General features: G+C 70.1%; 9 protein-coding genes. All 9 read left to right on the plus strand.

Annotated elements, in window-relative coordinates; genetic code table 11:
- The first annotated feature begins 30 nt into the window (after nucleotides 1–30).
- Complete coding sequence (locus FHU13_RS23475) at nucleotides 31–2,448, plus strand: penicillin-binding protein 1A (protein ID WP_183438259.1); 2,418 nt, start codon at nucleotides 31–33, stop codon at nucleotides 2,446–2,448.
- A 304-nt stretch (nucleotides 2,449–2,752) separates the two neighbouring features.
- Entirely contained in the window at nucleotides 2,753–3,865 is a 1,113-nt protein-coding gene (gene sfnG / locus FHU13_RS23480) for a dimethylsulfone monooxygenase SfnG (RefSeq protein WP_183438260.1), read from the plus strand.
- A gap of 75 nt (nucleotides 3,866–3,940) precedes the next feature.
- Nucleotides 3,941–5,200 (plus strand): SfnB family sulfur acquisition oxidoreductase, encoded by a 1,260-nt coding sequence (locus FHU13_RS23485; protein WP_183438261.1) that lies wholly within the window; start codon nucleotides 3,941–3,943, stop codon nucleotides 5,198–5,200.
- 192 nt (nucleotides 5,201–5,392) lie between these two features.
- Nucleotides 5,393–6,046, plus strand: a complete 654-nt coding sequence (gene paoA / locus FHU13_RS23490; RefSeq protein ID WP_183438262.1) for an aldehyde dehydrogenase iron-sulfur subunit PaoA — start codon at nucleotides 5,393–5,395, stop codon at nucleotides 6,044–6,046.
- 14 nt (nucleotides 6,047–6,060) lie between these two features.
- Nucleotides 6,061–7,035: a xanthine dehydrogenase family protein subunit M gene (locus tag FHU13_RS23495; protein WP_183438263.1), complete on the plus strand. Its 975-nt coding sequence runs from the start codon at nucleotides 6,061–6,063 to the stop codon at nucleotides 7,033–7,035.
- Nucleotides 7,036–7,046: 11 nt separating this feature from the next.
- Nucleotides 7,047–9,284 (plus strand): xanthine dehydrogenase family protein molybdopterin-binding subunit, encoded by a 2,238-nt coding sequence (locus FHU13_RS23500; RefSeq protein ID WP_183438264.1) that lies wholly within the window; start codon nucleotides 7,047–7,049, stop codon nucleotides 9,282–9,284.
- A gap of 126 nt (nucleotides 9,285–9,410) precedes the next feature.
- On the plus strand, nucleotides 9,411–9,662 hold the full coding sequence (locus FHU13_RS23505; protein WP_183438265.1) for a hypothetical protein: 252 nt from the start codon (nucleotides 9,411–9,413) through the stop codon (nucleotides 9,660–9,662).
- 278 nt (nucleotides 9,663–9,940) lie between these two features.
- Nucleotides 9,941–10,768 carry an FAD binding domain-containing protein gene (locus FHU13_RS23510; protein ID WP_183438266.1) on the plus strand — a complete coding sequence of 276 codons (828 nt, stop codon included), beginning with the start codon at nucleotides 9,941–9,943 and terminating at the stop codon, nucleotides 10,766–10,768.
- Nucleotides 10,765–13,503 carry a molybdopterin-dependent oxidoreductase gene (locus FHU13_RS23515; protein ID WP_183438267.1) on the plus strand — a complete coding sequence of 913 codons (2,739 nt, stop codon included), beginning with the start codon at nucleotides 10,765–10,767 and terminating at the stop codon, nucleotides 13,501–13,503. Before FHU13_RS23510 ends, FHU13_RS23515 begins: the two co-directional genes overlap by 4 nt.
- Nucleotides 13,504–13,510 lie beyond the last annotated feature (7 nt).

Consider the following 13,510-nt stretch of genomic DNA (forward strand, 5'->3'; position numbering starts at 1 on the left):
GCTGCGGACGAGCGACGGAACGGACCCCGGATGCGTTTCATCCTGCGATTCTTCGCCTTCCTGTTCTCGGCCGGCGCCGTGGTGTTCTGCCTCGCCGCGGCGGTGGGCGCGTTCTTCTACTGGAAGTACAGCCAGGACCTGCCGGACCACGCCGCGCTCGCCAATTACGAGCCGCCGGTGATGACCCGCGTCCACGCCGCGGACGGTTCGCTTCTGGCCGAGTACGCCCACGAGCGGCGACTCTATCTGCCGATCCAGGCAATGCCGAAGATCGTGGTCGCCGCCTTTCTCTCGGCCGAGGACAAGAACTTCTACAAGCACGGCGGCATCGACCCCGAGGGCATCGTGCGCGCGGTGCTGACCAACGCCCAGTCCGGCAAGAAGCAGGGCGCGTCGACCATCACCCAGCAGGTGGCCAAGAACTTCCTGCTCTCGGCCGAGCAGACCTACGACCGAAAGATCAAGGAAGCGCTGATCGCGCTGCGGATCGAATCGACCTACTCGAAGGACAAGATCCTCGAACTCTACCTCAACGAGATTTTTCTCGGGACGATCGTTCCGGGGCGCAACCTGCACGGCGTGGCAGCGGCCGCGCTCGATTATTTCGGCAAGTCGGTCCACGAGCTGACGATCAACGAGGCGGCCTATCTCGCCGCCTTGCCCAAGGGACCGAACAACTACCATCCCTACCGGCGCACGCAGCAGGCGCTGGCGCGGCGCAACGAGATCATCGGCCTGATGGCCCAGAACGGCTACATCACCGCCGAGGAGGGCACCGAGGCCAAGAAGCAGCCGCTCGGCGTCAATCCGCGCGTCGCCTTCCCGAACGCGGCCAACGCCAACTACTTCACCGAGGAGGTCCGCCGCGAGATCTCCGAGCGCTACGGCCAGAGCAAGCTCTACGAGGGCGGGCTCTCGGTGCGCGCCACCCTCGAGCCGAAGATGCAGGCCTGGGCGCGCAAGGCACTCATCGACGGCCTCGTGCGCTACGATCAGGCCCGCGGCTGGCGCGGCGCCGAGCACAAGGTGGACCTGACCGGCCGCGACTGGGGCCAGGCGATCGCCGAGATGCCGGCGCTCGGCGACATCGCCCCCTGGCGACTCGCCGTGGTGCTGAACACCAATGGCGGCGTGGCTCAGGTCGGCCTCCAGCCCAGGCGCGAGGCCGGCGGCGCCCTCTCGAAGGAGCGCGAGACCGGCGCGATCACTGCGGAAGGCGTGAAGTGGACCGGCCGCCCGGTCGCCACCGCGCTCAAGGCCGGCGACGTGGTCTATGTCGAGCCGCTCGATTCCGGCAAAGGCACCTACCGCCTGCGCCAGAAGCCCGAGGTGTCGGGCGCCATCGTCGCGATGGACCCTTATACGGGCCGCGTCCACGCCATGGTCGGCGGCTTCTCCTACGAGGAATCCGAGTTCAACCGCGCCACCCAGGCGATGCGCCAGCCCGGCTCGTCGTTCAAGCCGATCGTCTACTCGGCGGCGCTCGACAACGGCTACACGCCCTCGTCGGTGGTGCTCGACGCGCCGATCACCATCGAGGCCGGCCCTGGCCAGGAGGCGTGGTCGCCCTCGAACTACGACGGCAAGTCCGGCGGCCCGCACACCCTGCGCTACGGCATCGAGCACTCGAAGAACCTGATGACGGTGCGGCTGGCCAAGGATATCGGCATGCCGCTGATCGCCGAGTATGCCCGCCGCTTCGGCGTCTACGACGACCTGCTGCCCGTCCTGCCGATGTCGCTGGGCGCCGGCGAGACGACGGTCATGCGCATGGTGACCGCCTATTCGATGCTCGCCAACGGAGGGCGACGTATCCGCCCGACGCTGATCGACCGCATTCAGGACCGCACCGGCGAGACGATCTACCGTCACGACAACCGCAAATGCGTCGGCTGCGACGCGGAGAAGTGGTCGGGCCAGGACGAGCCGAAGCTCGTGGACGAGTCCGAGCAGGTGCTCGACCCGCTCACCGCCTACCAGATGGTCTCGATCATGGAGGGCGTGGTCCAGCGCGGCACCGCGACGATCCTGAAGCAGATCGGCAAGCCGCTCGCGGGCAAGACCGGCACGACGAACGACGCCAAGGATGCGTGGTTCGTGGGCTTCTCCCCCGATCTCGCGGTCGGCGTCTATCTCGGCTTCGACAAGCCGCGCTCGCTCGGCGACCGGGCGACCGGCGGCGGGCTCGCCGCTCCGATCGCCCTCGACTTCCTGAAGGTGGCGCTCAAGGACAAGCCGCCGACCCCGTTCCGCGTGCCGCCGGGCATCAAGCTGATCCGCGTCAGCGCGTCCTCCGGCGCCCGCGCCGGCTCGGGCGAGGGAAGCGGCACGATCCTCGAGGCGTTCAAGCCCGGCACCGCCCCGCCGGACGCCTACGTCGCCCCGGCCGCCCCCGCCGCGGCCCCGCCGGATGCCGGCGCCGCCGCCCAGGCCGGCGGGGTGTACTGAGCGCCCGCTCTCTTCCCGGAACACCCTGCAACGACACGGAGCCGCCCCCCGGGGCGGCTCTTTTCGTTCGCGCAGCCACGGGACGCCCCGCCCGGGATCGTATGCAACGACAACGATCTTCGCCCCTCGACCGTGCCGGAAGGAAGGCTCTTTTCCTTTCAACTGAAAAAATGCTCGATCATTCCTTTGACGAAGCGTCTTTCCGCGGCAATGATCTGTAACATCGAGACGATACGGTAATAAAATCCAACATCGTCTCACGTTGTTCCAGATCAATCCTCATGAAAGCGAGCGACGTGCAGCCATGACCGTCCGGACAGACCTTTCCTCACCCGAGCCGATCCGCTTCGCCTACTGGGTGCCCAACGTCTCGGGCGGCCTCGTCATCAGCAAGATCGAGCAGCGCACCGGTTGGGACATCGACTACAACCGCAAGCTCGCGCAGATCGCCGAGGCATCGGGCTTCGACTACGCCCTGACGCAGATCCGCTTCACCGCCGGCTACGGCGCCGAGTACCAGCACGAGTCGGTCGCCTTCAGCCACGCGCTGGCCGCGGCGACGACGCGGCTGACGGTGATCGCCGCGATCCTGCCCGGTCCCTGGAACCCGACGCTGGCGGCCAAGCAGATCGCCACGATCTCCCAGCTCACGGAAGGGCGCATCGCGGTCAACATCGTCTCGGGCTGGTTCTCCGGCGAGTTCCGGGCGATCGGCGAGCCCTGGCTCGACCACGACGAGCGCTACCGCCGCTCGGAGGAGTTCATCCGCTCCCTTCGCGGGATCTGGACGCAGGACAACTTCAGCTTTCGCGGCGACTTCTACCGCTACAGCGACTACACCCTGAAGCCGAAGCCGGGCGCGCACCTGCCCGAGATCTTCCAGGGCGGCTCCTCGCGGGCGGCGCGCGACATGGCCGCCCGCGTCTCCGACTGGTACTTCACCAACGGCAACACGCCCGAGGGCGTGCGGGCCCAGGTCGACGACATCCGCGCCAAGGCGGCCGCGAACGGCCATTCCGTCAAGGTCGGCGTCAATGCCTTCGTGATCGCCCGCGACACGGAGGAGGAAGCCCGCGCCGTACTGCAGGAGATCATCGCCAACGCCGATCCGGAGGCGGTGCGTGCCTTCGGCCATGAGGTGAAGAATGCCGGCGCGGCGTCACCCGAGGGCGAGGGTAACTGGGCGCAGTCGAGCTTCGAGGATCTCGTCCAGTACAACGACGGCTTCAAGACCAACCTGATCGGCACGCCCGACCAGATCGCCGAGCGCATCCTCGCGCTCAAGGATGCCGGCGCCGACCTCGCGCTGCTGGCCTTCCTGCACTTCCAGGAGGAGGTGCGGTATTTCGGCGAGCAGGTGATCCCACGGGTGCGCGCGCTGGAGGCCGCGCGCGAGCGCCGGGCCGAGGCGGCCTGAGCTAGCTCCCGACCCTCCCCCCTCTGCGGGGGAGGGAATAACCCAGCGTCTTTCCCCATCAATGGAGACCGCTCCATGACCATCGCCGTCAGCCCCACCACGGCCGAGGCCGGAAGCCGGCCGCAGGGCGTGCCGGGTCCCGCACGTCCGCAACAGCCCGCCCACGTCATCCGTGACGACGCCGAGGCGATCCGCATCGCCCACGCGCTGGCGGATCAATTCCGCGAAGGCGCGTCCGAGCGTGACCGCACCAACGCGCGCCCGCTCGCCGAACTCGACGCCTTCTCCCAGAGCGGCCTGTGGTCGATCAACGTGCCCAAAGCCTTCGGCGGGCCGGAGGTCTCCTACAAGACGCTCGCGCAAGTGATCGCGATCATCGCCGCCGCCGACCCCTCCATCGCGCAGATCGCGCAGAATCATCTCGGCATCGTCGCCGCGGTGCGCACGGTGTCGGACCCGGAGCAGCAGGCGCTTCTCTTCGCGGAAGTCCTGAAGGGCACCCGCTTCGGCAACGCATTCTCCGAGCGCGGCACCAAGCGCGCCGCCGAGTTCGAGACCCGCTTCACCGATCATGGCGACCACGTGATCGTGCGCGGCCAGAAGTTCTACGCGTCCGGCGCCCTGCTCGCCCATCTCGTGCCGATCGTCGCGCTCGATGCGGAGGGACGCGCTTGGTACGCCATCGCCGATCGCGACGCGCCCGGCCTCACCGTGATCGACGACTGGTCGGCCTTCGGCCAGCGCGGCACGGCGAGCGGCACCGTCCTCATCGAGGACGTGCGGGTGGAGAAGAGCCATCTCGTGCCGGGCTACCGCGCCTACGAGGCGCCGCGGGCGGACGGAGCGATCTTCCAGATCATCCAGGCCGCGGTCGATGCCGGAATCGGCCGCGCGGCGCTTGATGACACCATCGACTTCGTGCGCGAGAAGGCGCGCCCCTGGATCGACAGCGGGGGGGAGCGGGCTTCCGACGACCCCTACACCATCCGCGCCATCGGCGACCTGACGATCCGCCAGCACGCGGCGGAAGCCCTGCTCGACCGGGCGGGGCTGGCCATCGACGCCGCTCTCGCGAACCCGACACCCGAGAGCGTGGCCGCGGCCCAGATCGCGGTCGCCGAGGCCAAGGTGCTGACCACCGAGACGGCGCTCGCCGCCGCCAACACCCTGTTCGAACTGTCCGGCACCCGATCGACGCTGGCCGAGCACAATCTCGACCGCCACTGGCGCAACGCCCGCACCCACACGCTTCACGATCCCGTGCGCTGGAAATACGCAATCATCGGCAATCACGCGCTCAACGGCGTGAACCCGCCGCTCCACGCCTGGAGCTGACGCCACCAAGAGGCCCAAGCGCCACCACAGCGCGAGGCAAGACTCACGAGAACCGTCGCGCTGCGCCATCGGGGCGCGGCGCCCGAGCGGATCAACCTGAGCACCTGTCGCGTTCCGCCTGCAGTTTTCGATTCATTCCAGACTGGTCGCGCCCCGCCGTGGCCGGTCCGGATGCGCGGGACAGCAGGCCCAATGACGGATCATTCGACGAGAGACCGGCGCTTCGACCCGACGCGCCGCACGGTAATGGGAAGCTGCGCCGCCCTGGCGACGCTGGGCGCCTCCCTGCACGGCCGGGCGCAGGCCGCCCCGGCGGCGGCCACCGACCCGCAGCCGCAGACCATGCCGGTCTCGCTCACGATCAACGGGCAGCGGCACGACCTCACCCTCGATACCCGCACCACCCTGCTCGACGCCCTGCGCGAGCATCTCGACCTCACCGGCTCGAAGAAGGGCTGCGACCACGGCCAGTGCGGTGCCTGTACGGTGCTGGTGAACGGGCGGCGGATCAATTCCTGCCTGACGCTCGCGGCGATGCACGAGGGTGACGACGTCACCACCATCGAGGGGCTGGCACAGGGCGAGACCCTGCACCCGCTCCAGGCCGCCTTCCTGCACCATGACGGCTACCAGTGCGGCTACTGCACGCCGGGCCAGATCTGCTCCGCCGCCGGCATGCTTTCGGAGATCGAGGCGGGCTGGCCGAGCCACGTCACCGACGACCTCACGCAGAAGGCCTCGCTCACGGACGAGGAAATCCGCGAGCGGATGAGCGGCAACATCTGCCGCTGCTCGGCCTATCCCAACATCGTCGCGGCGATCCGCGACGCCAGCACCAAGATCTGAAGGAGGCGAACCCCATGAAGGCTTTCGCCTACGAGCGCCCCGCTACGGTTCAAGACGCGGCGCGGCTCGCCGCCGAGCGGCCCGATGCCCGCTTCATCGCCGGCGGCACCAATCTGCTCGATCTGATGAAGCTTCAGATCGAGACGCCCGCGACCCTGATCGACGTCAACCGCCTGCCGCTCGCCGAGGTGACCGACACGGGGGATGGCGGCCTGCGCATCGGCGCGCTGGTGCGCAACTCCGATCTCGCCGCACATCCGCGGGTGCGGAAGGATTACGCGGTTCTGGGAAAGGCCCTGCTCGCGGGCGCCTCGGGCCAGCTGCGCAACAAGGCGACCACGGCCGGCAACCTGCTGCAGCGGACGCGCTGCTACTACTTCTACGACACGACCAAACCCTGCAACAAGCGCGAGCCGGGCTCGGGCTGCGCGGCCATCGGCGGGTTCAACCGGATCATGGCGGTGCTGGGGGCGAGCGAAGCCTGCATCGCCACCAACCCCTCCGACATGAATGTCGCCCTGCGCGCCCTCGACGCCACCGTCGAGACGGTGGACCCGCAGGGTGCGAAGCGCAGCATCCCCATCGCCGCGTTCCACCGCCTGCCAGGGGACACACCGCAGATCGAGACCAATCTGAAGCCCGGCGAACTCATCACCGCCGTGACGCTGCCTAAACCCGTCGAGGGCGTGCACCTCTACCGCAAGGTCCGCGACCGGGCTTCCTACGCCTTCGCCACGGTGTCGGTGGCCGCGATCATCGCCAAGGGGGAGGGTGATCAGCCGAAAATGGCAAAACTCGCCTTCGGCGGTCTCGCCCACAAACCCTGGCGGGTCGAGGCGGCGGAAGCCGCGCTGGTCGAGACCGGTTCGACGGACGCTGCCGCAGACCGGGTGCTGGAGGGTGCCCGCGGCCAGGGCTCCAACGACTTCAAGATCCCGCTCACGCGCCGGACGCTCCGTGCCACCGTCGCCGAAGCCCTTCGCGCCTGAGGAGTCTCGCCATGGACATGAACCAGCCGATCGGCGCGACGCCCCTCGACGGCAAGTCGGACGGGCTCGTCGGCCGCCCCATCGACCGCATCGACGGGCGCCTCAAGGTGACGGGCCGCGCGCCCTATGCCTACGAGACCCGCGACCTGAAGAACCCCGCCTACGGCTTCCTCGTCGAGGCGGGCATCGCCAGGGGCCGCATCCGCAGCCTCGACGTCTCCGCGGCGAAACGGGCACCGGGCGTCCTCCTTGTGATGACGCACGAGAACGTGCCGGAACAGGGCGAAAAGAAGGAGCAGGTCACCCCGCAACTGCAGGGCGCCGAGATCCGCTTCCACGGCCAGCCCATCGCCTTCGTGGTGGCGCAGAGCTTCGAGCAGGCCCGTGCCGCCGCCGCGCTCGTCAAGGCCGAGTACGACGTCGAGAAACCCGAAACCTCGCTGAAGGCGGCCCGGCCCACGGCCGTCGAGCCGAAGCCGGCGCAGACGCCGCCCGATTCCCGGCTTGGCGACTTCGACGGCGCCTTCGCCGGCGCCCCGGTGAAGCTCGACGTGGAATACACCACGCCGGTGCAGATCCACGCGCAGATGGAGCCGCACGCCACCATCGCCTCATGGGAGACGGGACCGGACGGCGACCGGGTGACCTTGTTCACCGCCAACCAGATGCTCAACCGCGGCCAGACCTCGCTGGCCTCAGTCTTGAAGCTGAAGCCGGAGAACGTGCGCCTCGTCTCGCACTATATCGGCGGCGGTTTCGGCTCGAAGCTCCAGCCGCAGCCCGAGGCGATCCTCTCCGCGCTCGCCTCGAAGAGCCTCAAGCGCCCGGTGAAGGTCGCGCTGACCCGCCAGCAGGAGTTCCACGTCGCCACCCACCGCAGCGACACGATTCAGCGCATTCGGCTCGGCGCCGATGAGACCGGCCGGCTCACCGCGATCGCCCACGAATCGTGGTCGGCCACCGCGCCAGGGGATGTGTTCTACGAGACCTCGGCCGTGGTCACCCGCTCGCTCTACGCGGCGCAGAACCGCCTGACCCGGCACCGGCTCGCCAATCTCAACGTGCCGATCGCCTCCGCCATGCGGGCGCCAGGCGAGGCGGTCGGCCAACTCGCCTTCGAGTGCGCCATGGACGAGCTGGCGGAGCAGCTGAAGATCGATCCGATCGAGCTGCGCATCCTCAACGAGCCGGAGCAGGATCCGGAGAAGAAGGTCCCGTACTCCACCCGCCAGCTCGTCGCCTGCATGCGTGAGGGCGCCCAGCGGTTCGGCTGGGACAAGCGCGGCGCGCCCGGGGCGACGCGCGACGGGCAGTGGCTCGTCGGCATGGGCATGGCGGCGGCGTCGCGCCTCAACCCGCTGATGCCCTCGCAGGCGGGCGTGCGGCTCAACCCCGACGGCACCCTCACCGTGCGGATGGCGATGACCGATATCGGCACCGGCACCTACACCATTCTGGCGCAGATCGCGGGCGAGATGATGGGGCTGCCGATCGAGCGCATCCGCGTCGAGATCGGCGACACCGCCTATCCGAAGGCGGCCGGCTCCGGCGGTTCGTTCGGCGCGGGCTCGGCCGGCTCGGCGCTTTACGTCGCCTGCGACAACCTCCGCCAAGCCCTGTTGCAATCGGCCGGCATGAACGCGGAGGGCGCCGTGTTCTCGGAGGGCCGCGTCATCTCCGGCAACCGCTCGGAGGCGCTGACGGATCTCGCCGGGGCAGAGGGCGTCGAGGCCAAGGGCGAGATCAAGCCCGGCGCGATGAAGGAGCGGTACTCGCAGCACTCCTTCGGCGCGCATTTCGCCGAGGTCGGGGTCGACATCGATACCGGCGAGACTCGCCTGCGGCGGATGCTCGGCGTGTTCACAGGCGGGCGCATCCTCAACCTGAAGACCGCCCGCTCCCAGGCACTCGGCGGCATGATCTTCGGCATCGGCGCCGCCTTGATGGAGGCGGCCGAGACCGACACCCGCACCGGCCACTTCGTGAACCACGATCTGGCCGAGTACCACGTGCCGGTCCATGCCGACGTGCCGGCCATCGACGCGGTGTTCCTGCCCGAACTCGACGACAAGGCGAACCCGCTGAAGAGCAAGGGCCTCGGTGAGGTCAGCATCTGCGGCGCCGGGGCGGCGCTGGCCAACGCCGTCTACAACGCCACGGGTCTTCGCATCCGCGACTACCCGCTGACCCTCGACAAGGTGCTCGACGGCTGGAACGAGCGGGAGGGCGCGACGCAGCGCCGGACCTGAGTCATTTCGCGCAATCCCGCTCACGCGGCACCCGGATTGCGGATCGTGATCCGGGTGTCCATCTCGGACAAGCCCGTTCTTTTCAACATCTCCCGACCGGCCCCCGCCGGAGCGAAGTCCCCTGCCATGTCCCGTTTTCCGATCCTCGCGCTCGTTCTCGGCGTCGTCACCCTTGCCGGTGCCACTCAGGCGCAGGCCTTCCCCAATGACGAAGCGTCGGTGCGCTACCGTCGGCTGATCGAGCAGCTTCCACCTTCAGAGCGCCCGCGTCCGCACGATCCCCGGTGGACCACGAACGCGATCAGCCCCAGCACCGGCCGCTTCGGCCTGCCCCTGTCGGGCCCGGCCGCCCGCGGTGGGATGACGGCGTTTCACTGAGCGCTCGGCCGGTTCGGCCTCGAACAACCAAGCAGCGCCCTCGTCCTGAGGCACCGGCGCGCAGCGCCGACCCTGGAGGATACTCCGGATCCCGCGTGATGCCCGGAAGATCCTTCGACGCCGCTGCGCGGCACCTCAAGATGAGGGGGAGAGTTGGGACAACACCTCCGGCGCGGGATGCGGAGCCGGGCTTCCGTGCAGCCGCCCTTGCCCGCCCCGATCCCCGCTGGCAGGCTCCTTGCTGAGCCCCTCGGACAAGGGGCGCCGGCGGAAGGGCGATGGATCTCAACACGGTCGAGGGGGTCGTCCGGCCCGGCGCGCGCGCCGAACTCCCGGCCTGGCGGCCGGGGGATGCGTGGCTCGGCGGCGGGACCTGGCTGTTTTCCGAGCCGCAGCCGTCGTTGCGCCGGCTGGTCGACCTCGCCGGCCTCGGCTGGGCGCCGCTGACGGTCTCGGACGCGGGTCTCGAGATCGCCGCCACCTGCACCATCGCCGAACTGAACCGCCTCGCACCGCCTGCCGCCTGGACCGCCGCGGGGCTGATCGGCCCGTGCTGCCGGGCGCTGCTCGGCTCGTTCAAGATCTGGAACGCCGCCACCGTCGGCGGCAATCTCTGCCTCGCGCTGCCGGCCGGGCCGATGATCGCGCTGACCGCCGCCCTCGACGGCACCTGCACGCTGTGGACGCCCGAGGGCGGCGAGCGGCCGTTGAGCGTGCTCGACTTCGTGCGCGGCCCGCAGGAAACGGCGTTGCGGCCGGGCGAAATCCTTCGCAGCATCACCCTCCCCATCGCTGGCCTGACCCGCCGCGCCGCCGTCCGGCGGATCTCGCTCACGCCCGGCGGGCGCTCGGGGGCGCTCGTCATCGGCACGCTCGACGCAGCCGGCGCTTTCGCGCTCACGGTCACCGCCTCCATACGCCGTCCAGTGCAGATTGCCTTTCCGATCCTGCCGGATGAAGGGGCCCTGCAGGCCGCGCTCGACGAAAACATCCCCGAACGCCTCGTCTTCCACGACATGCATGGCGCCCCCGAGTGGCGCCGCCACATGACGCGGGAGCTCTCCCTTGAGATCCGCAGCGAATTCGCCGGGGAGGGCGATCCGTGAGGCTCACCGTCAACGGCATGACCCAGGAGGCGGCCCCGCGGCCGGGCCAATGCCTGCGCACCACCTTGCGCGATCTCGGCTGGTTCGGGGTCAAGAAGGGCTGCGACGCGGGCGATTGCGGCGCCTGCACCGTCCATCTCGACGGCCAGCCGGTCCATGCCTGCCTCATGCCCGCCTTCCGGGCGGAGGGACGCAGCGTCACCACGATCGAGGGGCTGGCCGGCCCCTGCAGGTCTGGGGAGGGCGTGCCGGCGGAGTTCCATCCGATGCAGGCGGCGTTCCTGGCCGCGCAAGGCTTCCAGTGCGGCTTCTGCACGCCGGGCATGATCATGACGGCGGCCGCCCTCGACGCGAGCCAGCGGCAGGATCTCGGCACCGCGTTGAAGGGCAATCTCTGCCGCTGCACCGGCTACCGGGCGATCCGCGACGCGGTGGCCGGGATCACCCATGTCGATCCGGGAGGCGAGGGCGACCCGATCGGCCGCAACCTGCCGGCGCCGGCCGCGGCCGAGACCGTGAGCGGGCACGCCCGTTTCACCTTCGACGCGGCTGTCGATGGCCTGCTGCACCTCAAGGTGCTGCGCTCGCCCCATCCGCACGCCCGCATCGTCGCGATCGACCGGTCCGCGGCGCTCGCCGTGCCCGGCGTGGTGGCAGTGTTCACCCACGCCGACGTGCCGCGGCGCCGCTTCTCCACCGGCCGCCACGAGGACCCGCGGGACGACGCCGCCGACACGCTGATCCTCGATTCCGTCCTCCGCTTCGTCGGCCAGCGGGTGGCGGCGGTGGTGGCCGAGAGCGAGGCAGCGGCCGAGGCCGGCTGCGCGGCGCTGCGCGTCACCTACGAGGTCCGTCCCGCCGTCGTCGATCCGACCCTGGCACTCGCCGCGGACGCGCCTCTGGTCCATGACGGCGCCGACCGGCCCGGCGAGGACGCGCCGCCGCTCCACGCCCATCCGAACCTCGCGGCGGAAGTCCACGGCGGGGTCGGCGACGTGGCGGCGGGTTTGGCAGAGGCTCACCACGTCTACGAGGGCGAGTACCATTCGCAGCGGGTCCAGCACGTTCATCTGGAGACCCATGGCTGCCTCGGCCTCATCGACGCCGACGGGCGCCTTTCCTTGCGCAGCTCGACCCAGGTGCCGTTCCTGACCCGCGACGCGCTCTGCGCCTTGTTCGAACTGCCCCCCGACCGGGTGCGGGTCTCGTGCGGGCGCGTCGGCGGCGGGTTCGGCGGCAAGCAGGAGATGCTGACCGAGGATCTCGTGGCGCTGGCCGTGCTGCGGCTCGGCCGTCCGGTGAAGTGGGAACTGACCCGCCAGGAGCAGTTCATCGGCACCACCACGCGCCATCCGATGCGGGTGCGGGTGAAACTCGGCGCCACCCGCGACGGGCGGCTGACGGCCATGGCGCTGGACGTGCTCTCGAACACCGGCGCCTACGGCAACCACGCGGGCGGGGTGATCCATCACGGCTGCAACGAGGTGCTCGCCGCCTATACCTGCCCGAACAAGCGGGTCGACGGATACGCGGTCTACACCCACACCCTGCCGGCCGGGGCGTTTCGCGGCTACGGCCTGAGCCAGACCATCTTCGCCATGGAATCCGCCCTCGACGAACTGGCGCGGATGGTCGGCCTCGACCCCTACGCGCTGCGCCGCCGCAACGCGATCCGGCCGGGCGAACCGATGATCTCCAACAGCCTGGAGCCGCACGACGTCGCGATCGGCTCCTACGGCCTCGACCAATGCCTGACCCTCGTCGAGGCGGCGATGCGGGCCGATCCGGGCGAGCCGCCGCCGGGGCCGGACTGGCGGGTCGGCAGCGGCATGGCGATGGCGATGATCGACACGATCCCGCCGCGGGGCCACTTCGCCGAGGCGCGCCTGCGGCTGGAGGCCGACGGCAGCTACACCGCGCAGGTCGGCACCGCCGAGTTCGGCAACGGCACCGCGACGGTCCACCGCCAGATCGCGGCGAGCGCACTCGACACCGATCCCGCACGGGTGCGGATCGCCGGGGCCGACACCGATGGGGTCGGGCACGATACCGGCGCCTATGGCAGCACCGGCACCGTGGTCGGCGGGCAGGCCGTGCTGAGGGCCGCGCGAGCCCTGGCGCGGGCGATCCTCGTTGCGGCGGCCGAGCGGATGAGTACCGATCCGGCCGCCTGCCGCCTCGCGACCGACCGTGTCGAGACGCCGGCCGGGCCGGTGCCACTCGCCGACCTGGGGCCGATCGAGGCAGCGGGCCACGCCGAGGGCAGCCCGCGCTCGGTCTCCTTCAACGTCCAGGCGTTTCGCGTCGGCGTGCATCCGCGCAGCGGCGAGGTCCGCATCCTGAAAAGCGTCCACGCGGCGGATGCGGGCTGCGTCATCAACCCGATGCAGTGCCGCGGCCAGATCGAGGGCGGCGTCGCCCAGGCTCTCGGCGCGGCGCTCCACGAGGAGGTGATCGTGGACGGAGCCGGCCGCGTGGTCACGCAGACCTTGCGCGGCTACCCCATTCCGACCTGCGCCGGCGTGCCGGTGACCGAGGTGCTGTTCGCCGACACCCGCGACCGGATCGGGCCGCTCGGCGCCAAGTCGATGAGCGAGGCGCCCTTCAACCCGGTCGCCGCCGCACTCGCCAACGCCATCCGCGACGCCACCGGCGCGCGCCTCACCGCGACGCCCTTCCGGCCGGACCGGATCTTTGCGCAGGTCATGAACGCGGTGACGGTGGGGGAGGGGTGACGGCGTG

It is taken from the genome of Methylobacterium sp. R2-1 (genome assembly GCF_014191355.1).
Lineage (GTDB): Bacteria > Pseudomonadota > Alphaproteobacteria > Rhizobiales > Beijerinckiaceae > Methylobacterium.

What these genes read in the sequence shown, in the direction of transcription:
- FHU13_RS23475 (WP_183438259.1), top strand. Translation starts at nt 31, where the DNA reads ATGCGTTTCATCCTGCGATTCTTCGCCTTCCTGTTCTCGGCCGGCGCC.
- sfnG (WP_183438260.1), top strand. Translation starts at nt 2,753, where the DNA reads ATGACCGTCCGGACAGACCTTTCCTCACCCGAGCCGATCCGCTTCGCC.
- FHU13_RS23485 (WP_183438261.1), top strand. Translation starts at nt 3,941, where the DNA reads ATGACCATCGCCGTCAGCCCCACCACGGCCGAGGCCGGAAGCCGGCCG.
- paoA (WP_183438262.1), top strand. Translation starts at nt 5,393, where the DNA reads ATGACGGATCATTCGACGAGAGACCGGCGCTTCGACCCGACGCGCCGC.
- FHU13_RS23495 (WP_183438263.1), top strand. Translation starts at nt 6,061, where the DNA reads ATGAAGGCTTTCGCCTACGAGCGCCCCGCTACGGTTCAAGACGCGGCG.
- FHU13_RS23500 (WP_183438264.1), top strand. Translation starts at nt 7,047, where the DNA reads ATGGACATGAACCAGCCGATCGGCGCGACGCCCCTCGACGGCAAGTCG.
- FHU13_RS23505 (WP_183438265.1), top strand. Translation starts at nt 9,411, where the DNA reads ATGTCCCGTTTTCCGATCCTCGCGCTCGTTCTCGGCGTCGTCACCCTT.
- FHU13_RS23510 (WP_183438266.1), top strand. Translation starts at nt 9,941, where the DNA reads ATGGATCTCAACACGGTCGAGGGGGTCGTCCGGCCCGGCGCGCGCGCC.